Annotated in this window: 24 protein-coding genes and 1 other RNA gene; 12 read left to right on the top strand and 13 right to left on the bottom strand. The window is 50.0% G+C overall.

What is annotated here, in order from left to right; genetic code table 11:
* Positions 1–341 precede the first annotated feature (341 nt).
* The 5 genes from CWE06_RS07595 to CWE06_RS07575 all read left to right on the top strand — a co-directional run bounded on the left by CWE06_RS07595 (position 342) and on the right by CWE06_RS07575 (position 3,727).
* On the top strand, positions 342–755 hold the full coding sequence (locus tag CWE06_RS07595; RefSeq protein WP_126792767.1) for an SRPBCC family protein: 414 nt from the start codon (positions 342–344) through the stop codon (positions 753–755).
* Positions 756–838: 83 nt separating this feature from the next.
* Positions 839–1,888 carry an alpha/beta hydrolase gene (locus CWE06_RS07590; RefSeq protein ID WP_126792765.1) on the top strand — a complete coding sequence of 350 codons (1,050 nt, stop codon included), beginning with the start codon at positions 839–841 and terminating at the stop codon, positions 1,886–1,888.
* A gap of 84 nt (positions 1,889–1,972) precedes the next feature.
* Positions 1,973–2,308 (top strand): hypothetical protein, encoded by a 336-nt coding sequence (locus CWE06_RS07585; RefSeq protein WP_126792763.1) that lies wholly within the window; start codon positions 1,973–1,975, stop codon positions 2,306–2,308.
* A gap of 23 nt (positions 2,309–2,331) precedes the next feature.
* Positions 2,332–3,036: an HD domain-containing protein gene (locus CWE06_RS07580; protein ID WP_241972513.1), complete on the top strand. Its 705-nt coding sequence runs from the start codon at positions 2,332–2,334 to the stop codon at positions 3,034–3,036.
* Between the two features lie 151 nt (positions 3,037–3,187).
* The gene (locus tag CWE06_RS07575) at positions 3,188–3,727 is read left to right on the top strand and encodes a hypothetical protein (protein WP_126792761.1); all 540 of its coding nucleotides are present in this window, start codon (positions 3,188–3,190) and stop codon (positions 3,725–3,727) included.
* Between the two features lie 127 nt (positions 3,728–3,854).
* On the opposite strand, the gene gcvP is transcribed toward CWE06_RS07575, so the two are convergent.
* The 3 genes from gcvP to gcvT all read right to left on the bottom strand — a co-directional run bounded on the left by gcvP (position 3,855) and on the right by gcvT (position 8,389).
* Entirely contained in the window at positions 3,855–6,737 is a 2,883-nt protein-coding gene (gcvP, locus tag CWE06_RS07570; RefSeq protein WP_126792759.1) for an aminomethyl-transferring glycine dehydrogenase, read from the bottom strand.
* Between the two features lie 111 nt (positions 6,738–6,848).
* The gene (gene gcvH, locus CWE06_RS07565; RefSeq protein WP_126792757.1) at positions 6,849–7,238 is read right to left on the bottom strand and encodes a glycine cleavage system protein GcvH; all 390 of its coding nucleotides are present in this window, start codon (positions 7,236–7,238) and stop codon (positions 6,849–6,851) included.
* A gap of 65 nt (positions 7,239–7,303) precedes the next feature.
* Positions 7,304–8,389, bottom strand: a complete 1,086-nt coding sequence (gene gcvT / locus CWE06_RS07560; protein WP_126792755.1) for a glycine cleavage system aminomethyltransferase GcvT — start codon at positions 8,387–8,389, stop codon at positions 7,304–7,306.
* A 204-nt stretch (positions 8,390–8,593) separates the two neighbouring features.
* Here gcvT and CWE06_RS07555 point away from each other — a divergent pair, with 204 nt between their 5' ends.
* On the top strand, positions 8,594–9,445 hold the full coding sequence (locus tag CWE06_RS07555; RefSeq protein WP_126792753.1) for a LysR family transcriptional regulator: 852 nt from the start codon (positions 8,594–8,596) through the stop codon (positions 9,443–9,445).
* A 32-nt stretch (positions 9,446–9,477) separates the two neighbouring features.
* Here the strand turns inward: CWE06_RS07555 and CWE06_RS07550 are convergent, their stop codons facing one another.
* The 4 genes from CWE06_RS07550 to CWE06_RS07535 are packed head-to-tail and all read right to left on the bottom strand — an operon-like array spanning position 9,478 to position 13,841.
* Positions 9,478–10,662 (bottom strand): FAD-dependent oxidoreductase, encoded by a 1,185-nt coding sequence (locus CWE06_RS07550; protein WP_198679066.1) that lies wholly within the window; start codon positions 10,660–10,662, stop codon positions 9,478–9,480.
* 29 nt (positions 10,663–10,691) lie between these two features.
* Positions 10,692–11,852, bottom strand: a complete 1,161-nt coding sequence (locus tag CWE06_RS07545; protein ID WP_126792751.1) for an FAD-dependent monooxygenase — start codon at positions 11,850–11,852, stop codon at positions 10,692–10,694.
* Positions 11,853–11,854: 2 nt separating this feature from the next.
* A complete protein-coding gene (gene pepP / locus CWE06_RS07540; RefSeq protein ID WP_126792749.1) occupies positions 11,855–13,264 on the bottom strand; it encodes a Xaa-Pro aminopeptidase in 1,410 nt (469 codons plus the stop codon).
* 4 nt (positions 13,265–13,268) lie between these two features.
* Positions 13,269–13,841 carry a UPF0149 family protein gene (locus CWE06_RS07535; protein WP_126792747.1) on the bottom strand — a complete coding sequence of 191 codons (573 nt, stop codon included), beginning with the start codon at positions 13,839–13,841 and terminating at the stop codon, positions 13,269–13,271.
* 282 nt (positions 13,842–14,123) lie between these two features.
* On the opposite strand from CWE06_RS07535, the gene CWE06_RS07530 reads away from it, so the two are divergent.
* From CWE06_RS07530 to CWE06_RS12595, 3 genes are all read left to right on the top strand, one after another.
* The gene (locus CWE06_RS07530) at positions 14,124–14,474 is read left to right on the top strand and encodes a cell division protein ZapA (RefSeq protein WP_126792745.1); all 351 of its coding nucleotides are present in this window, start codon (positions 14,124–14,126) and stop codon (positions 14,472–14,474) included.
* Positions 14,475–14,487: 13 nt separating this feature from the next.
* Positions 14,488–14,671, top strand: a non-coding RNA gene (gene ssrS, locus CWE06_RS07525) — 6S RNA.
* Between the two features lie 42 nt (positions 14,672–14,713).
* Positions 14,714–14,836, top strand: a complete 123-nt coding sequence (locus CWE06_RS12595) for a hypothetical protein (RefSeq protein WP_275065573.1) — start codon at positions 14,714–14,716, stop codon at positions 14,834–14,836.
* 25 nt (positions 14,837–14,861) lie between these two features.
* Here CWE06_RS12595 and CWE06_RS07520 read toward each other — a convergent pair whose 3' ends face one another.
* Positions 14,862–15,326 carry a hypothetical protein gene (locus CWE06_RS07520; RefSeq protein WP_126792743.1) on the bottom strand — a complete coding sequence of 155 codons (465 nt, stop codon included), beginning with the start codon at positions 15,324–15,326 and terminating at the stop codon, positions 14,862–14,864.
* Positions 15,327–15,346: 20 nt separating this feature from the next.
* Entirely contained in the window at positions 15,347–16,999 is a 1,653-nt protein-coding gene (locus CWE06_RS07515; protein ID WP_126792741.1) for an amidohydrolase family protein, read from the bottom strand.
* 180 nt (positions 17,000–17,179) lie between these two features.
* Between CWE06_RS07515 and CWE06_RS07510 the strand changes: the two genes are divergently transcribed.
* The 3 genes from CWE06_RS07510 (at position 17,180) to serA (ending at position 19,930) form a co-directional block, all read left to right on the top strand.
* Positions 17,180–17,797, top strand: coding sequence for a 5-formyltetrahydrofolate cyclo-ligase (locus CWE06_RS07510; protein WP_126792739.1), 618 nt, complete (start codon positions 17,180–17,182; stop codon positions 17,795–17,797).
* A gap of 208 nt (positions 17,798–18,005) precedes the next feature.
* Positions 18,006–18,680: a ribose-5-phosphate isomerase RpiA gene (gene rpiA, locus CWE06_RS07505; protein ID WP_126792737.1), complete on the top strand. Its 675-nt coding sequence runs from the start codon at positions 18,006–18,008 to the stop codon at positions 18,678–18,680.
* Positions 18,681–18,697: 17 nt separating this feature from the next.
* Entirely contained in the window at positions 18,698–19,930 is a 1,233-nt protein-coding gene (gene serA / locus CWE06_RS07500) for a phosphoglycerate dehydrogenase (protein WP_126792735.1), read from the top strand.
* Positions 19,931–19,948: 18 nt separating this feature from the next.
* On the opposite strand, the gene phoU is transcribed toward serA, so the two are convergent.
* From phoU to CWE06_RS07480, 4 genes are read right to left on the bottom strand one after another with little or no spacing between them, the layout of a single operon-like run.
* Entirely contained in the window at positions 19,949–20,668 is a 720-nt protein-coding gene (phoU, locus tag CWE06_RS07495) for a phosphate signaling complex protein PhoU (protein WP_126792733.1), read from the bottom strand.
* A 20-nt stretch (positions 20,669–20,688) separates the two neighbouring features.
* A complete protein-coding gene (gene pstB / locus CWE06_RS07490; RefSeq protein WP_126792731.1) occupies positions 20,689–21,501 on the bottom strand; it encodes a phosphate ABC transporter ATP-binding protein PstB in 813 nt (270 codons plus the stop codon).
* 35 nt (positions 21,502–21,536) lie between these two features.
* Positions 21,537–23,189, bottom strand: a complete 1,653-nt coding sequence (pstA, locus tag CWE06_RS07485; RefSeq protein WP_126792729.1) for a phosphate ABC transporter permease PstA — start codon at positions 23,187–23,189, stop codon at positions 21,537–21,539.
* An 11-nt stretch (positions 23,190–23,200) separates the two neighbouring features.
* A complete protein-coding gene (locus tag CWE06_RS07480; protein ID WP_126792727.1) occupies positions 23,201–25,468 on the bottom strand; it encodes an ABC transporter permease subunit in 2,268 nt (755 codons plus the stop codon).
* Positions 25,469–25,483: the final 15 nt, after the last annotated feature.

The raw sequence follows: 25,483 nt of genomic DNA, 5'->3' as shown, positions 1-25,483 counted from the left end.
GACAAGTAGATAATATGCGCGATGCCGCACCAAACCAAGCATGAATGCAATCGCGGTATACAGTGCAGGTACAGTGAGTCCACTAGACAGAATCACGGGCACCGTCTAACTCGCCGCGTATCTTTCAAATGGCATGCGCAGTATCTAGTTGCTTATTGGCTAGAGGCTGTTTATGGTCTAAATTGTTTAGTAATTAATAAGCAAGCATCCGATTAAAAAATGTTAGTTGCCATACGAGCCGACTAATTGTTTCACGAAGGTGTCGAATTTCACCTGTCCTATTCGACATATTCGTGAAGCTACAATCAAAGCTCAAATTTTAAACTCGGCTAGGAGTGAATATGAAAATTTCAATCGAAACAGAAGTAAACGCTCCTCTAAGCACGGTTTGGGACGCCTGGGTAACACCCGGCGATATTACGAATTGGAATTTTGCCGTTGATGAATGGTGTTGCCCAAGAGCAGAGTTGGACCTAGAAGTGGGTGGAAATTTCAACTACCGAATGGAAGCTAAAGATAGTTCCGCAGGTTTTGATTTCAAAGGGAAGTTTACGGAAATAACCCCATATAAGTTGATTCACTTTGTGCTCGGAGATGATCGAGAAATTAAGGTGCAATTTATAGAAACAGAGAACGGCGTGAAGATTGTTGAAACTTTTGAAGCTGAAGATGAAAACTCAGCGGAGCAGCAAAGGCAAGGCTGGCTCAGTATTCTAAACAACTTCAAAAAGCACGTTGAAAGCAAAAGCAACTAATAATGGGCTGCAGGGGACGCTCCACTTCGATCCCTGAGCCCAGGCGTTACGCCGCACCAATCAGACTCGAAGGTTATCGCTAAATGAAGACAGCTTCCTATCAGCCAAGGCAAGAGAACCCTATTTGGAGGGACTGGCTGTGGTACGCGGCACTTACAATGGCGCTATTCATGGCATTGATAACGCTAATTCTTGTCTTGGGCTCGACAATCATCACGGTCCGTATCGTATTGGGGGTATCTGCGGCTGGCGGATCTGTCAACCCTGTATACGGGCTATGGCTCAGGTCGATGAAAGCCACAGGTCCAGACAAGACGGTGATATACAGGACCGTGAACAATCAGGAACTTTACGCTGCGATCTACAAGCCCGAGCCGTCGAACGGAACCGCTCCAGTGCTGTTATACATCCACGGAGGCGGCTTCATGACCGGTTCCTTCGTGGAGACCGACGCCGACCTTCGATGGTTTGCTGACCAAGGCTGGCTCGTTATTAGCGTCGAGTATCGATTGTGGACAAATGAGACTGCGACCTGGAACAAAGCTCCCGAGGATGTAGCCTGTGCTTTGGCCTGGGTCCAATCGAACGCAGCAAACTATGGCGGAGACGCAGAGCGGCTCTCGCTTCTCGGAGACTCGGCCGGTGGTAATCTAGCGATCAACCTCGCCAACGCCGCTGCACTTGGACTGGTAGATTCTGATTGCGGTCCGGTGCAGACTCCCGCTGCTGTCGTCGTGCAGTATCCCGCAGTCGATCCGTTGGCGATCTATGAGCATGGCTACCCCGTCTCCGGGTTCGAGCCGCGAATGCTCGTGTCGGGGTACATTGGGGGTGATCCCTATGTTTTCCCCGACCGCGTCCGCGCAGTCAGCTCCTACACCTACTTGTCTAATATGGCGCCACCAACTCTAATTCTTTCACCTGAAAACGATGGTCTCGTCCCCTCATGGTCGGTGCTCCGCTTTTCAGATGAGGCTCGTATTGCTGGTGCGGATGTCGAACTCGTCCGCATCCCATTCGCCAGTCATGTTTACAATCAAATCGCAGTGAACTCAATAGGCAATCAAGCCCGACGCTCGATTACTCAACGATACTTGCTCGAACGTGGCCTTGGTCCAGAACGCTCACAGTGAAAGTCGACACTTCCATGTCATTTATGTAAGCTCAATGAATTGGCCCGCGTCAAAAGATAACTAAAACAATAAAAAGGAACTTTTATGAAAATCTATCCTTATTCTCGCATCAAAACCGTTAATCTTGGACCTTTGTTGATTGCAGCCCGCTTAATCGGTTTTATCAGCTTCATCCTCTTTGCAATCGCGATCACTTTAATGATTGTGGCTCCGTTTCTTGAATCTGGCGTGATTACACAGGACCTCGGCTCCGGTACGACGCTTACGTTCACCAAGCCTAATCATACTGGCTTGGCGATAGTGGCTTCACTCTGGAGTGTGGTGAGTGCGCTAGCAACTCTTGCTTTCAGTGGTCTATGTGCCGCGGTAGTCTCGTTAGAGTATACCTACACTCAATCAAAACAAGCGGCCACTGAGTGAGTATCCAACTCTGAAGATATGGAATGCTCGCGTCTTATGGTCGCTTGGACGGCGAAGTCTCTTTCGAGAGTTTACACTTATATTGCAAAGCCGAGGGTTATACCATTGAACAAGTCGCAGCAGTGGGCGTTAACTATCAGGGAGAAATAGTGGACAACATAGAAAAAATCCTCAGCTTTATTGTCGAGGTTGAGAAATTGAAAAACGTACATCGACAAACAAAGCCAGTGGGTCTTGAGCGATTCGAGAATTCGGCAGAACACAGTTGGCATGTGTGTCTTACAGCCCTGATGCTGAAGGATTATGCGAATGATGAAATCGACATCAATCGCGTAATTAAAATGCTACTTATTCATGATCTTGGTGAGATTGATGCTGGAGATACCATTGTTTACAAAAGCGAGACTCACGATGTTAAAGCCCAAGAAACTGCGGGCATTAATCGGATTCTGAGTACCTTGCCTGGGGAAATGAGCAAGGAGTTTTTGGAACTATGGTATGAATTTGAAAACGGAGAAACTGCTGACGCTCGCTTCGCGAAAGCTATAGACCGCGTAACCCCTTTACTACACAACATTCATGGCGGCGGCCACAGCTGGAAAACACATGGCATAACAAAAGAACAAGTGTTTTCGGTAAATCAGCGAATTGAGAAGGGTAGCAAGGAGCTTTGGTCTGTTATGCGTAATAAGCTAGAAGACGCGGTTAATGCAGGTATACTTGAATAATGCATTTAACCAAGCATGCAGCAGTTGCATTGCAAATCAGTTCCTCAGAAGGTGCAGTTTTTCTCTCTGAGTTGAACATCAATCTGGACCCAGTCATTAGTCGTGCTCCGGAAATTGATCGCACTTTCGACTCTCAGAAATGGAACCCAAAATGCTCATCAAACTACTCACACCCTTAGTCCTCATTGCCCTCTTACTCTCGCCTGCAACTGCAAGTGCAGAGGACAATATGGAGCTACAACGCTTATTTGAATCCGACCAAAATGCTCGTCGAAACGCCGATATCGATTGGGATGAACTAAGTGTGTTGGATAAAGAAAATCGCACTAAAGTCTCGGCAATGCTTGCTCAAGGAGAAATCAGAACGGGGCTCGATTACTTTCATGCCGCGGTCATTTTTCAGCATGGCGACAGCGTGGACGATATTCGTTTAGCGCACTCGTTTGCCACCATTGCCGCGCATTTAGGCTTTGACCGCGCAACATGGATGCAAGCCGCGTCTTGGGACCGCTTACTCATGTATTTTGATCAGCCGCAGTGGTATGGCACACAATTCAAAATCGACGATGACGGTCACTGGCATCTCTATGATATTCAAGAAGGTGCAGTCACTGACGAACAACGCGCTGAATGGCGGGTTCCGTCACTCGCTGAGTCAAAGGCTCGTGCGGAACAGCAAAACGAAAATTAATCATGCAGGTCGGGGTTGAAAGAAGAAGTGACGCTTTGTAGTTTGAATTTTACTGTTACGAGAAAATCCAACCCATAAAAAATGCGCGGCAGTGCCGCGCATTTCTCTTATCTCAACAGCAAATCAATTACTCTTGATACGCCGACAGCGGTGGGCAGCTGCACACTAAGTTACGGTCGCCGTAGACGTCGTCGATGCGGTTCACGGTTGGCCAGAACTTATGGTCACGTAGCCACACTTTCGGGAAGACTGCTTCTTCAATCGAGTACGGGCGATCCCATGCGCTGGTGATGTCCGCTAACGTGTGCGGTGCGTTCACCAATGGGTTGTTATCTGCTGGCCACTCGCCAGCTGCAACTTTATCGATTTCAGCTTTAATTGCCGCCATCGCGTCACAGAAGCGATCCATTTCTGCTTTTGACTCAGACTCAGTTGGCTCAATCATCAGCGTACCCGCAACTGGGAAGCTCATGGTTGGTGAGTGGAAACCGAAGTCTTGCAAACGCTTCGCCACGTCAATTTCGGCAATGCCCGTTGCTTCTTTCAGTGGGCGTAAGTCGATAATACATTCGTGCGCGACACGGTCATTACGGCCGGTGAACAGAATTGGGAAGTGTTCACCTAAACGCTTGGCCATGTAGTTAGCATTCAAGATTGCCACTTCAGTCGCTTCACGCAGGCCTTTGCTGCCCATCATGGCGATGTACATCCATGAAATTGGCAGAATGCTAGCACTGCCGTATGGTGCTGCTGAGACTGCGCCGTTGCCGTGCGCAAGGCCTTCGCCGTCAACCATGACGTGACCTGGTAAGAATGGTGCTAAATGGCTCTTCACGCCAATTGGACCCATACCTGGGCCACCACCACCGTGCGGGATACAGAAGGTTTTGTGCAGGTTCAGGTGCGAAACGTCAGAACCGATATAGCCTGGGGAGGTGACACCGACTTGCGCGTTCATGTTGGCGCCGTCCATGTACACTTGGCCGCCGTGCTCATGAATGATGTCACAGATATCACGAATCTGCTCTTCATACACACCGTGCGTCGACGGATAAGTGACCATGACACAGCTCAGCTGATCAGACACAGCTGCTGCTTTCTCGCGCAGGTCGTTAATGTCGACGTTACCTTTCTTATCACAGGCAACGACAACAACTTTCATGCTCGCCATTTGCGCCGACGCCGGGTTGGTCCCGTGCGCAGACTCAGGAATCAAACAGACATTTCGGTGGCCTTCGCCACGGCTCTGATGGTAACGCTGAATAGCTAACAAGCCAGCGTATTCGCCCTGTGCACCTGAGTTTGGCTGCATCGACATAGCGTCGTAGCCGGTAATGTCAATTAACCAAGTCGACAAGGTGCTGAGCATTTCTGCGTAGCCTTGGGCTTGGTTCAATGGGCAGAACGGGTGCAAGTTCGCAAACTCTGGCCACGTAATTGGAATCATTTCCGCGGTCGCGTTTAGCTTCATGGTACATGAACCAAGTGAAATCATACTGTGGTTCAAGGCCAAGTCTTTGCCTTCGAGCTGACGGATGTAACGCAGCATTTCAGTTTCTGAGTGATACTGGTTAAACACTTCGTGGGTCAGGAACTCGCTAGTGCGCTGCAATTCAGCCGGGATCGACTGGCTGTTCTGTGCTTCGCTGTCCAAAGAGTCGACGTCTAAGCCATGGCCTTCGCCCAAAATCACGTCAAACAAACGCGCCACGTCAGCACGGGTTTTCGCTTCGTCAAAGCTAATACCGAGCAAACCGTCACGGTCGATGCGGAAGTTCAGTTCAGCCGCTTCAGCACGAGCCAAGATAGCCGCGCGCACTTCACCTTCGGCTTTAATCGTAATAGTGTCGAACCAAGTTTGGTTCACTGGCGCAAAGCCTTTTTTGCTTAAGCCTGTCGCTAAAATGTCAGTTAAGCGATGAATACGACCAGCAATGTTTTTCAAGCCTTGTGGGCCATGGTACACCGCATAGAACGATGCGATGTTGGCTAACAATACTTGAGCAGTACAGATGTTCGACGTCGCTTTCTCGCGGCGAATATGCTGCTCACGGGTTTGCATGGCCATGCGCAATGCAGTTTTCCCACGGCTATCGATCGACACACCGATAATCCGACCTGGAATCGCCCGCTTGAACTTATCACGCGTGGCAAAGAATGCTGCGTGTGGTCCACCGTAACCCATTGGTACACCAAAACGCTGAGCCGAACCGAAGACCATGTCCGCACCCATTTCGCCCGGTGACTTACACGCCACTAAGCTCATTAGGTCGGTAGCGACTGCAACCAAACCTTTGTTCGCTTGTACTTCAGCAATCACTTGTGTCAAGTCGAGAACTTCACCGTTCTCTGCAGGGCTTTGTAATAAGGCACCGAATACATCGTGCTTGCCAGCGTCTTGCCACGGGCCTTGAATAATATCGAAACCAAACATGTCCGCACGCGCTTTAACGACGTCAACGGTCTGTGGGAAGACGTTATCGGCAATGAAGAAGGCGTTCGACTTTGATTTGCTCACACGCTGTGCCATCGCCATCGCTTCGGCCGCTGCAGTTGCTTCGTCAAGTAATGACGCACTGGCAATTTCTAAACCAGTCAGGTCAATGGTCATTTGTTGGAAGTTCAAAATTGCTTGCAAGCGACCTTGCGCGATTTCTGGTTGATATGGCGTATACGCGGTGTACCAACCTGGGTTTTCCAACACGTTGCGTAGAATCACATTCGGAATCAGGGTGTCGTAGTAACCCATACCGATGAAGCTAGAGAAAACTTTATTCTTTTTCGCAATGGCGCGCAGGCGAGCTAATGCATCACGCTCAGTCATTGAGTCGCCAATTTCTAAGAATGGTTCGCGTAAAATTGAGCCGGGAACCGTCTGTTTCGTCATATCTTCTAATGACTCGGCGCCAACGGCTGCAAGCATCGCTGCTTGTTCTGCTGCATCGGGGCCAATATGACGGGCGACAAACTCGTCATGACGCTCTAACTGTTTTAGCGTTTTACTGCTCATGTGCCTGTATCCTGCGTAAACTCATGAATAAAAAGAATAAAGTCTAATTTTGTAGCGCTTTAATTAACGACAAAGGCCCCAGCGTGACTGGGGCCTTTTCTGCATTGCAGCTTAGTCTTCTTCAATTGACGCGGCGTAGCCTTCAGCGTCAAGTAAGCCTTCGACTTCAGTTTCGTCGTCTGCTTTAATTTTGAATAACCAGCCATCACCGTATGGGTCGCTGTTGACCAACTCAGGTGAGTCTTCTAGCTCTTCGTTCACAGCAACGATTTCACCAGCGATTGGTGCGTAAATGTCCGATGCAGCTTTCACTGATTCAGCAACGGCGACGTCGTCACCGGCAGAAACGTTATCGCCAACTTCAGGAAGGTCAACGAACACCATGTCACCCAAAAGTTCTTGAGCGTGCTCGGTGATACCGACCGTATAAATTCCATCGCCCTCATCGCGGATCCACTCGTGCGACGCTGCATATTTTAATTCAGTTGGTACATTGCTCATAAGGTAATCCTTAATTCAGTCCTAATGGACACTGCCTTGTTGTTAATAGAAAAATGAGTTTTCGGTTACAGGGTGACGACTGCTTTGCCGTTACGAACAAAAGAAGGCTTCACAACCTTTACTGTAACCATTTTTTTGCGCATTTCCACTTCTGCAGTGTCACCAACCGGTTGTGGTACTCGTGCAAGGGCAATGCTGTAACCTAAAGTTGGTGAGAATGTGCCTGAGGTAATCACGCCTTCACCGCCGTCAACTATGACTTTCAAGCCGGCGCGCAAAACGCCTTTTTCTTGCATCACCAAGCCGACTAATTTTTCCGTACCTGCGACTTTTTGCGCTTCTAGCGCACTGCGACCGATAAAGTCACGATCCGCAGGTTCAAACGCAACTGACCATGCCATGTTAGCGGCCAATGGTGAAACAGTTTCGTCCATGTCTTGGCCATACAGGTTCATGCCAGCTTCTAAACGCAAAGTGTCACGTGCACCTAGACCACAAGGTTTCACGCCAAGTTCCACTAAGCGGTTCCAAACTGAACCGACAACGTCAGCTGGAATGATAATTTCATAGCCGGCTTCACCGGTGTAACCGGTGGTGGCAATGAAGAGGTCGTCCATTTGTAGGCCAACAAAAGGCTTCATTGCGGCAACTTGTGCCTGTTGCTCTGCGGTTAGTAACTTCGCAACGGTCGCTGGAGCTTGTGGGCCTTGAACTGCCAACATCGCAAATTCGGTGCGCTCAGTAATGGCAACATCGAATTCACCGCTTTGCGCTTCCATCCACGCTAAGTCTTTGTCACGAGTTGCCGAATTAACCACTAAACGATACGACTCGTCATTGAAGAAATAAACGATGAGGTCGTCGATCACGCCACCCGCTTCATTCAACATAGCGGTGTACAAGGCTTTACCTGGCATTTGCAGCTTCGCAACGTCATTCGCCAATAAACGGCGTAAGTAAGCTTTCGCTTCCGGTCCTGTCACATCAACAATGGTCATGTGTGACACGTCGAACATGCCAACGTTTTGACGCACCGCATGGTGCTCTTCAATTTGCGAACCATAGTTTAACGGCATATCCCAACCATGGAAGTCGACCATTTTCGCGCCAGCGTCGAGGTGATGTTGATAAAGCGGTGTACGTTGTGCCATGTTAATCTCACTTTTGTCGATTTTTTGGACAGCTGAATGGCAGCCATTATAGGCCGCTGAACCCAAAGCAACAAATTAAAAAGGGCAATAAGGTTATTTACAAAATTAATGACTCAAGCAATACTATTGAGAATATTAATTTTATTCTGCGGTCGAGTTTACCTGTCGGCTTAGTGAGCTCAAGAGAACTAAAGTAACCCCGTTATGAAACACATTCCACTCGAAAACCTGCGGGCATTTGTCACCGTCACTGATTTACAAAGCTACACCCTTGCTGGTGAGCACCTAGGACGCTCGCAGCCTGCTATTAGCTTGCAAATTAAACGCCTCGAAGATCAGCTTGGTTCGACTTTTGTCGAACGCCATGGCAATAAAATGAAACTGACGGCTGCCGGCCAAGATCTTTATCAAGCTGCACGGCAAATTCTCGGTTTGCACGACCAGCTTTTATCGCGTTTTACCGCCGATTCGGTGTCGGGACAGGTTCGGCTAGGTATCCCGAGTGAATTTGCAACGGCGTTGTTACCACGCATTCTTGGGCAGTTCTCGAGTAGCTATCCGCAAATTAGTCTCGAGGTCACATCTGCGCTCAGTCGTGATCTGCGGCTTGGCGCCAGCCGCGGGCAGTTCGATATTATTCTGACGGTTGCCGAACAAGCGCCAGCAGACGCGGTAAAAGTGAAAGAAGACGCCTTGATTTGGGTTGCGGGTCGCGCTGATTATCAGTGGCCTCAGCAACTACCGCTTGTGGTTGCTGCTGAAGGTTGTATCTATCGGCGGCGAGCGCTACAAGCACTCAAGCAACATCAGAACGAGCATCGTATCGCCTATACCAACAGTGATCTGACCGGTATTAGCGCGGCGCTTAAAAGTGACCTTGGCATTACCGTGCTGGCGAAAAGCTCGCTGCCACAAGATCTGGTTGAACTAAAACACAGCGAACTACCCAGTTTAGGGACCGTGGGCATTTATCTCGAGCGGCACACCCAACGACCCAATGCAGCAGCGGAGCATTTGCTCGCGTACTTGCAAGACTATCTCAACCCACAAAATTAATGCTGGGTCTAAACAGTCGACCTAAGTCGAATCTAGTCGAGTTTATTGGCCTGTTGCAGGAAAAAGTCTTTCAACGGATTAAGTTGGTCTGCCACTTTTAAGCCAACTCCTCGCGCGAGTTTCAATAGCGGATTGGTCGGGCGGAAGAGCTGATGGAAACTTTCCATGGTCGCGATGTGACGCAGTGCTGCGGTTTTGCGTGCTCGTTGATAGTGGCGCAGTTGTCGTTGCAGCTGCTGCTGATCCCATTGCCCATTGAGCGTCCCAAGGCCATTTAAAACTTCAGCGAGCAAATGTGCGTCGGCAAAGCCTAAGTTGACTCCCTGCCCCGCTAGCGGATGAATGGTATGGGCTGCATCGCCAACCAGAACCTGACGTTGGTAAATCCATTCCTGCGCATAGCGCATGGTAAGTGGAAAACTGACACGTTCACTGATGCATTCAAGCAAGCCAAGTCGGTTGTCACTGGCTACGGTTAACTGACGATTAAACTCACTTGCTTCTAACGCACACAAGTCTTTCGCTGCGTTCACTGGCAAGCTCCACACAATCGACAGGCTGTGTGGGTCGGCCAGCGGCAACAGCGCTAACGGACCGCCCGGCAAAAATACCTGCCGCGCCACGCCTTCATGTGGCTCGGTGCTGCGAATGGTTGCAACTAAGCCATGTTGTTCGTAATCGCGGTGAATCACAGGTGTGGCGACTTGCGCTCGCAGCGCCGAGTTCGCGCCATCGGCAGCAACCAATAACTGGGCAAGAATCAAATCGCCATTGTCGAGCTGCACCGTGACATCTTGTTCATGAAATTCTGGCGCACTTACCTGTACACCACTCACTAAAGTGACACCCAGCTTCTCTGCAGCTTGCCATAACGAGGCTTCGACGACGGCATTTTCAACTATCGTGCCTAAATGCGGTAAGTCGGCACTCGCTGCGCTAAAGGCAATGCGTCCAAAGCTATCTGCGTCCCACACTTCCATGCCGTGATATTGGCAACTACGGTCTGTTGGCACCCAACCACCAAGCTCGCTTAGCCAACGTTGTGCGCCGAGATTAATGGCACTCACCCGCAGTGTCGGTTCTCGTGGGAACTCACCATCGCGCGCCTGACGTTCAACAACCACGACCTCACGACCGGCTTGTGCCAATGCACAGGCCAATGCCAGCCCAACCATGCCGCCGCCAACAATGAGTACCTGTGTTCGTTTCAACGCCATTGATAATTCCTTCCTGTCTCACCTGACGGTTAAATTAAGCTTCGAAAGCCCATGGCCTTACGCATCAGTGGCCGACTAAGCAAGTTGCAGGTGCGCATTAAATAAAGACCTTTACTGCGGACATTGCGCCACAAGGTGTCGGTGTTCGAAAACACAGTAACGAGCCCGTGCGTGAGCGTAATTATTTCTTGATAATCATGCTGCCGCCGCGCTTCATAGTGCGACAACTGACCGATGCTGGCAAAATCTTGCTCATGCAGACTTTCAGCTAAGTCGAGAATATCGCGCACTGCGAGGTTATAGCCCTGCCCAGCAACCGGGTGCAATGTATGTGCGGCATTACCAAGGATGACGTGACGATGGCCAACAACACGCTCAGCAAGCGCCAGCTGTAAAGGAAATGTCGCTTGTAGCTGCAAGTCTTGAATGCGTCCTGGTGCGGCACCAAACACACGTTGCACTTGGCGCAGGCGTTCAGTTTCTGTAGCGCTGTGCAGTTGTTGCGCTTGCTCCGCGGTCATGCACCATACTAAAGCAGCTTGATCGCGACCTTGAGGTAACAACGCTACCGGTCCAGTGCTGGTAAACCGTTCGTAAGCCCAACCTTGGTGCTGCTTGGCAAAGGTGACATGGGCGGCCACCGCAACTTGCTCATAAGCAAACTGCTGCATGGCGACACCTAAGAGATTTCGCGTCGACGAATTGCCCCCCTCAGCCACCACCAGTAAATCTGCATGTAATTCTTCGCCAGTACTCAACTGCAATAAGTAACCATGTGCTTGCGCTTTGAGTGCGGTAATCGTGACGTCAAAACGATGTTCTATTACTTGCCGTTGGCACGCTGCTGTGAGTTGCTTCTGCAGCAAACCGGCCATGGCAACATAACCCAGTGCCGGTAGCTTGACCCGCGCTGCATGCATGGTCATGGTACCGGGGCTATTGGCGTCCGAGACATGAATATTGCGAATGGCTGGGCTATTGGCCAATTCGTCTCGCCACACACCATACTCGGCGAGCACTTCTTGGGTGCGCAGCGCAAGTGCAAGGCCACGCGGGTCTTGACGTGGTTCACCGGACTGTTGATCAAGAATGACAATGCGCGCTTGCGGGAATTTGCGTTGTAGCACCAAGCCCGTCAGGCAACCGGTTAGGCCGCCACCGGCAATCACAACTGTTGCAGACGTAGGCATTTTCAGCCAACCTCCGTCATATTTTGTCGCAGACTGCTCGCTTGGTCGAGTGAGCTTGCTTCCCTTTTGGCTTCCCTTTTAGCTTGCGCAGCGGCCATCAGTGCTTCAATGTCATCAATTTGTTTGGGGACGCTTGCGGTTAAATTCTCATAGCCCGTCGCGGTCACTAAAATGTCGTCTTCAATGCGCACACCGATGCCTCGATACTGTGCAGGTACACTGTCGTCATCCGGGGCAAAGTACAGCCCGGGTTCAACGGTAAAGACCATGCCAGCGACAAACTTGGTCGGCGTGCCCTGCTCGTCGTAATAACCGACGTCATGCACATCGAGGCCGAGCCAATGACCTAAACCATGAATTAAGTATTTACGGCAGGCTTGGCTAGCTAAATTGTCAGTCAGGTTGCCGCTTAAAACGCCAAGTTCGAGCAGGCCAATCGTCAGCTCGCGCAAATAGATATTTGTTAGTTCCGGTAATGAGCTACCAGGTTTAATCGCTGCCAGCACAGCTTCCTGAGCGCGCAATACAAGTTCGTACACGTCGCGTTGGGCTTGACTAAAAACGCCATTAACCGGGAAAGTACGGCTAATATCGCCCGCATAGCCGGCATATTCCGCGCCAGCATCAATCAGCAGCAAGTCACCGTCACGCAATGGCGCTGAATTTTCCGTGTAATGCAAAATGCAGGCGTTTTCACCGCCACCACAAATAATGCCATAAGCCGGCCCTGCCGCCCCTGCCCACTTAAAAACATACTCAAGCTCTGCGGCTATTTGATATTCGTAGCGACCGGGTTGGGTGATTTCCATCGCCCGAATCATCCCTTGCGCACTAATGTCTGCAGCAGTGCGCATTTGTTGTTGTTCAAATGGGGATTTAATTAAACGCATTTGATGCAACAACGGACGAATGTCACACAAAGCTTGTGGTGCGGTTTTTGCACGCTTCGGCGTATCGGCCAACTGCTTGCATAAGCGCCGCAGCATTGCCTCATGTTCTGGGTGTTGGTCAAAAGCAAAGTAAAGCGACTGTTGCCCATTCAAGATCTGCAGGAGTTGAGGTTCGAGTTGGTCTAGCTCATAAGCTCGATCAACGCCGCTAAGTGCCTGTGCTTGCTCGCAACCTAATCGGCGACCATGCCACACTTCTTGCAATGGATCTTTCGGCAGCACAAATAAGAGCTCTTGATACTTATGACTGGGCGCGAGTACTAAAACGGCGTTCGGCTCTTGAATACCGGTTAAATAGAAAAAGTCGCTGTCTTGGCGAAAAGCAAAATGGGTGTCGCGACTACGCACAACTTCACGACTGGCAGGAATCACCACCACGCAGTCGCTCGGTAGCTTGTTCAGCAGCTCACGGCGGCGGCGCTGAGTTTCATTAACAATTTGCTTGGAAGAAACATCACTCATGATATTAATGCAGCGTTGAGTTTTCTGGCACTTTCGCGATTGGATGTTCGCTCAGTTCGTTAAAGCACATAATGGCAGTAATACGCACGTACTCACTCACTTCATAAAACGCGCGCTCGTCTTCGTCATTAGCCACTACGTCTGCGGACAACCGCGAGATCTCTGCCATATCTTGAATCGCTTCTTGCAGGTCAGGCGAAGCTTTGGCGAGATTCTGCTGATGAATCCCAAACCCAACCAAAAAGCACTGCGCCCACTCAGTTAAGCTCGCAAGGCGATCAGCTAGCGGTTCATCGTCACTTGGCAAGACCATTTGAAAGCTCAGGTCAGGGCAACGCAATCCTTCCAGGGTAAATTCGTGAAGTTGATCAAGGCTGGCAATCAGTTTGTCGGCAAACTTATGCCCTTCATTAATCAAGTCGGCGAGCACAACCAACCACTCACGTTGCTCAGACGGCTTGCAACTGGCAACAAGTCCCGTGAGCATGCCATGGACTTCCGCTGCACTCACAATAATTTCATGTTCTTGCAGCTGACGGTTCAGTTGTTCAAACCATTTACTCGGTGTTTTCGTCATGATTGCACTTACCTTGCACTTATCAATGTTGCGATTTATCCATCATGCTACCACTACACGCACGCTGCAGCCAGAAATCCACTGGAAAATCGATGAATTTGCGCAACAAATCTGCAGCCTAATAGGTTACCCGCTATGCTGCACTGATAAGCAGTTAAAAAACCATCAAGTAGATTAGAAAGCCGTTAAGGTGATTGCAAGTTTTCAAACGCCTCGGTATCCTGCAGGCAAGATGTCCTATGCATCCGGGTTGGTCGTCTGAAAAAACTGAGGGAAACAGCCATGAGTGGTAATGTAGTTGATATTAAAGTTCTCGAGCGTAGCTATCGAGTCATGTGTCCTTCGGGGCAAGAGTCTGCATTGCGCGAAGCGGCGGAGCAGCTTGATCAGCGCATGAAAGAAACTCGGGAAACGACGAAATTAACCAACCTCGAGCAGATCGCCATCATGGCGGCATTAAACTTATGCCATGAATGGATTCAAGAGCGCGCCACGGAAGCTAAGAAAATTACAGCACTCGAAGACAAAATCAGTCTCCTGCAAGCGACTATCGAAAAAGCAATTGGTGCGCCAAAGTCAGCGTTAACCGATGTAAAATCGACCAGTCACCACTCCAGATCTGATTCAGAATAAGTTATACTTACAGCGTTCTCTGGGGTGTTTGCCAGCACGTGAATGTCCCTGAGCCGATATCGTCAGTACAGGGTCCTGCTCGTGTACCAGTGTGCAAGCCCGCCGAGCAGCGGGAAGCCTGCGGTACATGTTTCAGCACCCGCCTTGAGCCAAAGGGTTCAAGGGCTAACACGACGCAGCGGCACTCTGGAGAACACCCATTAAGTACGAACATGTAAGTACGAACTCGGAGCTGATGAATGCGAAAATTAGAAATTGTTGCTGCGATTATTATCGTCATTGCCGCGGTTTTAATTATGAATACCTGCAGCAGCTCTCCAGCCCCTTCCACCGAAGATCCAGTAGAAAGCGTGAGCGAATAAGCTCGCCAACGCTTGTGGCGCCTAGTTAACGGGCCGAACGCTGCTGTCTGAATTCGAAAATCACACCTTTCCACGCCATAATCAGGCGTTCGTCGTCTAAACGAATCAGTTCTGCGCCCGGTGTAAACCAAGGCTCGCCGTGACAATCAATAAATAATAGCTGTACCGGTGTTTCCCCGCGCATGCCAAACAAGTCTGGAGCAACGCCTAAGCGATCGGTGACAACATTGAGTTGCTGCCAGTCGGTCGTAATCTTCGGGTCGTGGCAGTCGTAACGCGAGAACTGAATACGTCGCTCACCAAAATGCGCGCTGTACCCCAACCAACTCAATGCTTCTTCGTCAGTCAACTCAGCGTTAGTGCTCGTGTGAAAGCCTGTAATTCGCCATTCGCCTTTCAGCTCAGGCGAATACATTGGCTGACAGGCAGTTAATCCGAACAGCACCACTATGCTTGCTGCGACTACCCGAAAAAATTTAGATTGCTTCATGTCAATTCCTGTTTGGCCTGCTACTCTGCGGTTGCTGCCGCTGCGGCTTCTTGTTGTTTGGTATACTCGACAATCTCTCGAACGTTAGCCAACAACTGTTGAGCGTCATAAAGAATGCCATCGCGCATGGTATATAACACCCCTTTGGTACGCATTGGCTCATTGTCTTCGTTTAATTGATAATGCCCTGTTCCGTATAGCACTTTCCAGTTTCTCAGCGGGTTTTCTTTGACGATGAGCAAGTCAGCTTTTTTGCCCGCAATGACGCTGCCAATCTCTTCCTCTAAACCTAACGCTTCGGCACCCGACAAGGTTGCAGCGCGCAACACTTCTAAGGGGTTGAACCCTGCTTCACGGAAAAGTTCCAGCTCTTGAATAAAACCAAAGCCATAGATTTTGTAAATATACCCTGCGTCTGAGCCCGTTGTGACCCGGCCGCCATGGTTTTTATAATCGTTTAAGAACGTCATCCACAAGCGATAGTTCTCACGCCAAGCCACTTCATGTTCAGTTGTCCAGTCGAACCAATACGACCCATGTGCATAGCGGCTGGGTTTAAAGAACCGAGTTAACGTCGGCAAGGTATAGTCCGCATGCCACTCCGCATTGCGCTGGGCTGCTGCATCGCGACTTGCCTCGTAAATAGTCAGGGTCGGGTTAATCGTAAAGTCGAGCTCAATCAGACGGTCACGTACTAGGTTCCAACGGTCACTGCCTGGCTTTGCAGCTTGCGCCCATAAGCGCCCTGCTTCGCCGAAACGATCTTGTTCGTTTTGATAGTTATAGTCCGGCGAATAGTTTTGAATAACTTGGTCGGTGAACAGCGCTTCGGGCAAACCATACCAATGTTCCATGGTCGTGAGTCCCATTTCTGCCGAGTCGAGCACATTGGTGCGGACAACGTTCAGCTGCGCATGGTGCATCATGGTGCCCATCCCAAGCTCGTTGGCTTCTTCGATTGCAGCACGAATCACACGAGGTGGTGCGCCAAAGAATTTAACGCCTTGAGCACCGCGGTCGTGCGCACTTTGAATCCAAGCTCGGGCTTGTTCGCCAGTGATAATAGGCTCTGCACTGCCAATGCCGAAGCCGGCATAGGGAATAATCCGAGGAGAGGCAATTGCATTTTCAGCTGCCTGTTGCGCTTGGTTAACAGTCCACTCTAGGCCACGAAAACTGCCCGGCTCCCGCACTGTGGTAATGCCGTGCGCAAGCCAAAGTTGATACACATATTCGGGCGGAATATTCGGCGCCGAGCCACCAATGTGACCGTGCATGTCAATAAAGCCGGGCAGCACATAATGGCCACTGATGTCGATTTCACGATCTCCCGGTTCTGCGACCGGACGCCCGCGCGACAAAATCGGTACGTCGGGATAACCGACCACGGCAACACGCTCAATCCGGTCACCAACAATCACAATATCAACCGGACCAACAGGTGGCGCACCTTCGCCGTTAACAAGAATTCCACCACGTAAAATCAAACGCTGAAACGGTCCTTCACGGGCGTCAAGGCCAGTAAGGTGAGTAGGAACGTCAGTTGCATAACTGGTGTTGATCAGCTGAGAAGGAGCAAAAGCAAGCAGAGCCAAAGTCGTAACCGCTAGCAGCAAGTGGCGGCGGAATTTCGATGGTTGCAAGGTACACACGGAAGCAGAATGTCTAGTCATGAAGCGACAAGCCTATGTTATAGTTTAATTATCAGGCAATCAGTTAATCTGTCGCTTAGTGTGGCAAGGTCGGTGGTAAGTGTCAAAACTTCTGCAGCGATTCTGTGGTTAACTGTCGAAAACAGTCGTTAAATTGCGCCAGTAGAGGTGCAATTGAAGTCAATCGTCAAGGAGCATGAGGTGCCCGATCCCGCATCAAATGTAAATGCCGAACAGGCCACAAGACAAGCCTTTCGCCAACAGCTGCGTTTGCGTCGCCAAGCGCTCAGTCAACAAGAACAAAAGCGTGCCAGCGAACAGGTGAGCGAGCGACTACTCGACTACATTACCGCCAATTCGCACCAACGGATTGCCCTATTTTTTGCCAACGATGGCGAAATTAATCTCGTGCCACTGGTGAACGCCCTATGGCAACAGCAGCGGCAAACCGCCGCACCTATTTTGCATCCGGTTTGTGCGGGGCATTTATTATTTCTTGCCTACCACGCAAACTCGCTCATGCATGAAAACCGCTTTGGAATTCCAGAGCCCGTTTTGCGTTGCGATGAAGTCATGCCGTTAAGCCAACTCGATTTAATTCTAACGCCATTGGTTGGTTTTGATGCTGCTGGGAATCGCCTTGGCATGGGTGGCGGTTTTTACGACCGCACTCTCAGTGGTTGGGCGCAAGGGCGCTATCCAAATTTAAGCGTCGCGGGTGTTGCTCATGACTGTCAATTTGTCGATACGTTGCCTCATGCCGCTTGGGACGTGCCCTTGCCAACAATTATCACCCCGAGCAAAACCTTGTCGTTTTAGAAGCATGTTTTAAAAGCACAACTTAAAAGCACAATTTAAAAGCACAGAACGTTTGCCCGATTAGCAACTGACAGGTTAAAACAAACTGAGTATACTATGAACCCATCTTAAGTTACTCCGCTGCACCATTAGTTGCCTTTTAGTTGCCTTTTGTTTTTGCCCACAATTGAGTGCGACTACAAGCTGCTCACAACCTATGGTTACTAACATGACAAAATTTGACCAAGATCGCGCCAAAAAACTAGCCGCTGAAGCTGCCCTACCATACGTTGAAGCCGACACTATTGTTGGCGTTGGTACCGGCTCTACCGTGAATTACTTTATTGACGCTCTTGCGACCATCAAACATCAAATTGCCGGTGCCGTGAGCAGTTCGGAAGCCTCCACGGAACGGCTAAAGCAGCATGGGATTCCGGTATACGACCTTAACGGTGTTGCCGACTTAGCTATCTATGTTGATGGTGCTGATGAAATTAACGGCCAATTAGAAATGATCAAAGGTGGCGGTGCCGCGCTAACACGCGAGAAAATCGTTGCCGCAGTAGCCAACAAAGTAATTTGTATCGCCGATGTCAGTAAACAAGTCGACGTGTTAGGTCAGTTTCCGTTGCCGGTCGAAGTAATTCCGATGGCGCGCTCATATGTTGCCCGTGAAATTGTCAAACTAGGCGGCGACCCTGCCTATCGCGAAGGTGTTGTGACCGATAATGGCAACGTTATTCTCGACGTTTATAGTCTACATATCGAAAAGCCTGTAGAACTTGAGAGCAAACTCAATCAAATTACAGGGGTCGTTACCAATGGCTTGTTTGCGGCTCGTCCCGCTGACATTGCGCTGTTAAGTGACGGCAGCCAAGTTTTTACGCTCGAACGTCGCAAATAAGCTATTAGGAGTCCCAAATGCAGCAAGGTTTTTCACTCGCCAAAGATAAAATTAAAGTTTTGCTGCTAGAAGGGGTTCACCCGAGTGCGGTTCAGTGTTTTCAAGAGCATGGCTACCATGAAATTGAACAACACAGCACCGCCATGAACGAAGACGAATTGGCGGCCAAAATCGGTGACTATCACTTTATTGGCATTCGTTCGCGCAGTCAGCTCACCCGCAAAGTTCTCGAACGTGCCGAGCGCCTCAACGCGATTGGCTGTTTCTGCATTGGTACCAACCAAGTCGATACCCAAGCAGCGCGTGAGTTTGGTATTCCGGTGTTTAACGCACCGTTTTCAAACACCCGCAGTGTGGCTGAATTGGTGCTGGCCGAAATGATCATGTTACTGCGCAAAATTCCTGAAAAGAACGCAGCCTGCCATCGCGGCGGTTGGTTAAAATCCGCCTCAGGCTCGCACGAAGCTCGCGGTAAAACGCTCGGTATTATTGGTTACGGCCATATTGGCTCGCAGCTTGGCGTACTTGCCGAACAACTCGGTATGCGCGTGGTGTTTTATGACATCGAAAACAAGCTCTCTCTGGGTAACGCGCTGCCCATGCCGTCACTTCCTGCGTTACTACAAAGCGCACACGTGGTCTCACTGCATGTGCCAGAAACCGAACAAACTCGGAATCTAATTACCGCCAGCGAACTTGAGTTGATGCAACAAGGTGCGTTACTTATTAATGCGTCACGCGGCACGGTGGTCGACATTGACGCCTTAGCGAAAGCATTACGCGATGGTCATTTGAACGGCGCCGCAATTGACGTGTTCCCGGTCGAACCAAAAGGTAATAACGACGAGTTTGTGTCGCCGTTACGTGGCCTCGACAACGTTATTTTGACGCCTCACGTCGGCGGCAGCACGCAAGAAGCACAAGAGAATATCGGCTTGGAAGTCGCGCACAAATTGATTAAGTACTCAGACAATGGTTCAACCTTGTCCGCCGTTAACTTCCCAGAGGTTAGCTTACCTGTGCATCATGGCTGCAGTCGTCTGCTACATATTCACCGCAATCAGCCGGGAATGATGAATCGGATTAACCAAGTCTTTGCCGATTTGGGGGTGAATATTTCCGGTCAGTTCTTGCAAACCGACAGTGAGCTTGGCTACGTTGTCATGGACGTAAACAGTGACCAAGCCCCGGAAGTACTTGAGCAGCTTAAAGCAATTCCGGGGACGATTCGTTGCCGCGTATTACACTAGCGGCAAGCACTTCTCCGATTACGATTTAGCGCCGCGGACGGTATCTTCCATCGCTTCGCGGCTAATGTGACGAACGTCTTTACCGCGCACGAAGTAAATAATGTACTCCGAGATATTCTGACAGCGATCACCGATTCGTTCGAGTGATCGCGCTGACCACATCACGTCCATAATTTTCGGAATACTGCGCGAGTCTTCCATCATGTACGTCATTAATTGACGGGTTAACGCTTCGTACTGACGGTCAGCATTGGTGTCCATTTGGTGCACCTGCAATGCCGCCTCTTCGTCCATGCGCGCAAATGCGTCGAGCACTTCCCGCAGCATCATCAACACCTGCTGACCGAGATTCTCTAAGCTCACCAATAAGTGTTCTTGATCTTTGTTGAAGCTCGCTTTCGCAACATGAGCTAAACGCTCAGCTTCGTCACCAATCCGCTCTAAGTCAGAAATGGTTTTGATAATCGCTAAGACTAAACGCAAGTCACTCGCTGTTGGCTGACGTTTAGCGATGATCCGCGTGCACTGCTCGTCAATTTCCAGCTCCAGCTGGTTAATCTTGTAGTCGCTACTTAACACCCGCTCAGCCAATTCAACATCGCTGTTTTCAATTGCAGACAGTGCGTCGGCTAACTGTTTCTCAACCAAGCCGCCCATAGCGAGAACTTTGTTACGAACCGCTTCGAGCTCTTCGTTAAACTTACCAGAAATGTGTTTACCTACATTAAATTTGTCCATTGCTTTTGCCTCCGCTGCCATTAACCATAACGGCCGGTAATATAATCTTCAGTCTGTTTCTCGCGTGGCGTGGTAAACAGCGTGTTGGTGTCGGCATACTCAATTAGTTTGCCCATGTACAAAAATGCAGTTTGGTCAGACACCCGCGCCGCTTGTTGCATGTTGTGCGTGACAATCACCACGGTGTACTTCGACTTCAGCTCGGTAATCAATTCTTCGATCGTCAGCGTTGAGATTGGATCGAGCGCTGAAGTTGGTTCGTCCAACAACAACACTTCCGGTTCAATGGCGATGGCGCGAGCAATGACTAAACGTTGTTGCTGACCGCCCGAGAGACTAAAAGCGCTCTCTTTTAAGCGATCTTTCACTTCGTTCCACAGTGCGGCACCTTTTAGCGAGCGTTCGACCACTTCGTCGAGTGTCCGGCGGTCATTTACGCCCATCAAGCGCAAACCATAAACCACATTTTCGTAAATCGACTTCGGGAACGGGTTTGGCCGTTGAAACACCATACCCACCTGACGACGCAAGGCAGCAACGTCAACTTTGCGGTCGTAAATATTCTGGCCGTGCAAGTTGATTTCACCGTCAATTCGACAGGTTTCGACTAGGTCGTTCATGCGGTTAATACAGCGCAACAACGTTGATTTACCACAGCCTGATGGCCCGATAAATGCCGTCACCTTACCTTTCGGAATATCCATATTGATATTCGACAAGGCTTGCGCCTGGCCGTAATACAAATTCAAATTGCGCACGCTTAATGCAATTTCGTCTGGACTTAAGTTGTCCACATTGACTGCTTCTGAGCGATCTTTATTTAACGTAATCATAATCTTCCTACTGTTTCGAAAGCCTAACGCACAATTTAGTGCTCAAGCGATCGGAATTTTTCCCGCAAGCGATTGCGCACACCAATCGCGGTTAAGTTCAAACCAACAATCACGGTAATCAATAATAAACTTGTTGCGTACACCAATGGCCGCGCCGCTTCCACGTTTGGACTTTGGAAACCAACGTCATAGATGTGGAAACCAAGATGCATGAATTTCCGATCTAAATGGAAGAACGGGAAGTTACCGTCCACCGGCAATGTCGGCGCCGACTTCACTACGCCAACCAACATTAACGGCGCAACCTCACCCGCGGCACGAGCCACGGCAAGAATTAAGCCGGTCATAATTGCAGGGGACGCCATCGGCAGGATAATGCGCCAAATCGTCTCGGCTTTCGTTGCCCCAAGAGCTAACGAGCCTTCACGCACGGTACTCGGAATTCGTGATAAACCCTCTTCGGTGGAAACAATCACCACAGGTAACGTTAAAATCGCCAACGTTAAGGCCGACCATAAAACGCCCGGCGTTCCGAATGTTGGGTTAGGCAAAGACTCCGGATAGAAAATCTGGTCAAGTGTGCCACCCACCATATACACGAAGAAACCAAGTCCGAATACGCCATACACAATCGAAGGCACACCCGCTAAGTTAATCACGGCAATTCGGATCATGCGGGTGATGTTGTTCTTTCCCGCATACTCATGCAAGTAAATCGCGGCAATGACCCCAAACGGCGTCACAATTACCGACATTAACAACACCATGAACACGGTGCCGAAAATTGCTGGGAATACACCACCTTCGGTATTCGATTCGCGCGGGTCTTCAGTCACGAACTTACCGATTTGCTTGAAGAAGTAGCCCCACTTCTGTAGCAAGTTCATGTCGTTAGCCCACGTTGCGTCAAGCACCAAACTCATGCTGAAGGTCACGCGTTCACCACGCATGTCACGCATCACGACTTGATCACGCTCCATGTCGGCACGAATGGCGAAAAGCTCTTGCTCTACGGCGCGATATTCCTCGCGTAGCAGCTCTTCCTGTCGTTGTAACTCAGCTTCAGCTTCGTCGCTATACTCTCCGCGCAGTTCTAAACGACGACGGTCGAGACGTAGCTGCTCTAATTGGTAGTTAATCGACGCAATCGGGCCGCGTTGAATCGACAAACCTTCATCGCGTAATTGCAGCGCTCGGCGCATGCGCTCGCGCAACACAGAGCGGATAGCTGCTGGATCTTGCACCACGGTTTGGCCGTTTTCGAGCACGTCCTCAAGATAACCATAAAAATTACCATTGCGCGCACGCTCTAACATGACTAAGTCTTTCGGCGTTTCTTGACGGACAATGTCCGGCTCAAGAATCCACGTAAAGTCCAAAGGCACAAACTCACGGTTGCCAACTTTCACCAAATAGCGGGTCACAAATTCGCCGTCGATGTGGCTAATATCCACACCTGCGTCCACTAAGCGAGTGACTGGAATTTGCTCGCGGTCATAAATCTCACCAATCAGGACTTGACGTTCTTGATCGCTGAAGTGAAATTCGTGAATCGCCGCTGGCCAGAAGAAACTAAGTCCTCGCCATGCAATGAGCGCGATTAAGCCAAGTACCGCAATTAGCGCGACACTAACGGTGCCCGCTGTCATCCAAATCCAAGGTGAACCCGATTTAAACCATGTTTTCATCGCTGCTCTCCTTAAAGTGAACTGTACTTGTCACGTAACCGCTGACGCACAAACTCCGCCACCGTGTTAAATGCAAAAGTGAAAATGAACAGTACAAACGCAGCAAGGAAAAGAATCCGATAGTGAGTACTTCCTACTTCAGACTCAGGCATTTCAACTGCAATATTTGCCGACAATGTCCGCATACCCTCAAAGATATTCCAATCCATAATTGGTGTATTACCGGTGGCCATGAGCACGATCATAGTTTCACCAACCGCGCGACCGAGCCCCATCATGACCGCCGAGAAAATCCCTGGGCTTGCCGTGAGCAATACAACGCGAGTTAAGGTTTGCCACTCCGTCGCACCAAGTGCCAATGAACCGTTTGATAAATGTTTTGGCACACTGAACACAGCATCTTCGGCAATCGAGAATATCGTTGGAATAACCGCAAAGCCCATTGCTATACCAACAACAAGCGCATTACGTTGGTCAAAGTTAATCCCCAGCGTATTCGTGAGATAGTCACGCATGTCGCCGCCAAAGAACATCAACTCAATCAGCGGACTTAAGCTAAACGACAACCAACCGACAAAAATAACAACGGGAATCAACAACATCGCTGCCCGTGCATCGGTGACATAATTGCGAATATTTTCCGGTAATAAATGCCACAAGAAGGCAGCCAGAATAATCGTCAGCGGCAATAGCAGTAAGAAGGTAATAAACCCTGGTAAGTGGCTTTCAACCAACGGGGCTAACCATAAACCAGCAAGGAAACCAAGAATAACCGTCGGTAATGCTTCCATGATTTCAATGGTCGGCTTCACCACTTTACGTAAACTCGGCGTCATAAAGTAAGCGGTATACACGGCTGCCGCTAAGCCAATTGGCACAGCAATGAGCATGGCGTAGAACGCTGCCTTTATCGTGCCGAAAGAAATCGGAACCAGGGAGAATTTTGGTTCAAAATCATCGGAGCCCGATGTCGACTGCCAGGTATAACTTGGCTCGTCGTAGTTTTCGTACCAAATTTGTCCCCATAAACCGTGCCAACTCACTTCTGGATGTTCGTTGCGCAGCGTGAGTACGTGCAATTCTTCCCCTTGTTGCGCCAGCATATGGTTCGCGCGCGGGCCGACTACGGCGTGACTCAGTTGCAATCCCCCCGGCTGCCCTTGGAACAAATGTCGACTGGAAGTGGTGTGGAATACCGCCACATCACCAGCTGCCGTTAACGCATAGAAGCTGCGGCGATATTGCTCAGGAATAAGTTGCTCCACCGCAGTGCCGGCATTGAAATTGCGTACGTTCACATATTCGCGGTGACCGTCGGAACTGACCTCGAACCATTGGCTGATGTGACCGCTTTGATGCCCTACCATCAACGAGCTATGCCCAGCAAGCAGGGTCATCGCCGAAATACGACCGAGTTGGCTAGCAAATGGAATCGTTTGTTGCAGCACTGGATTTTGCACATCGCGCGTATCAATCACGTGCACACGTTGCTGGGTTCCGGCACTTTGCACAAAGAGTTGGCGTAAATTCGGTGTCAGCAACAATTGTTCAATACGGGCTGACTGAGCGCCATTGCGCCAGTTCACCACGCCACGTTGGGTACTCCATTGAAACGCACGAGTGAGCATATTCTGGCGACCCACTAAGCGTGCCACCATTAAAGTATCGTCTGCTAATAAAGCAGCAAGCATTAACGTGTCGCCATCGCGCTCAAAGGCCAGTTTGCGAATATCGCGACCTTCAGGGTCAAGCTGCAACGGAGTTTGTCCATAAGGATAGCGAATCTCCGGTTCCACCAACCGCACGTCATTGGGGTAGGTAATCCGGTAATCCGGGCGCATAATCAAGACACGCCCTCCTGCGACTGCATACACGTAGTCGCCGTTGCCCTGATGACTGCGGGCAAATGCGGTGACGGTTTCTGCACTGACGCGCTCACTTTTCAAAACCTGCCCCGCTTGGCGGTCTTGGTCCAGTGTGCGCAAATTAAAGAATTCGATGTCTCCTTCAGCAGTCAGCCGATAACCCACTTCAGCGCGCGCTTCCATACCAAGCGCGACAGTTGTCGTTCCCTGGCTTGGCAGCGCATAACTTTCTAGCGGTGTAATGCTGGCTGGCCGAAAAATCGGCAGCACCACATAAAGAAGATAAAAGAAGATAAGTAGTAGTGCGATTAGCACCATGCCGCCACCAAGGGTTACCCCAAAGCGCGCGGCACGGTCCTTAATTAATCGCAATTTCCCTGCCGAGAAGTTTGATGCAGTTTGACTGCCGGCCATAACAGAAATTACCTT

The organism is Aliidiomarina haloalkalitolerans (genome assembly GCF_003987315.1).
In the GTDB taxonomy this organism is placed as follows: domain Bacteria; phylum Pseudomonadota; class Gammaproteobacteria; order Enterobacterales; family Alteromonadaceae; genus Aliidiomarina; species Aliidiomarina haloalkalitolerans.
This window is presented reverse-complemented; position numbering and strand designations above follow the sequence as displayed.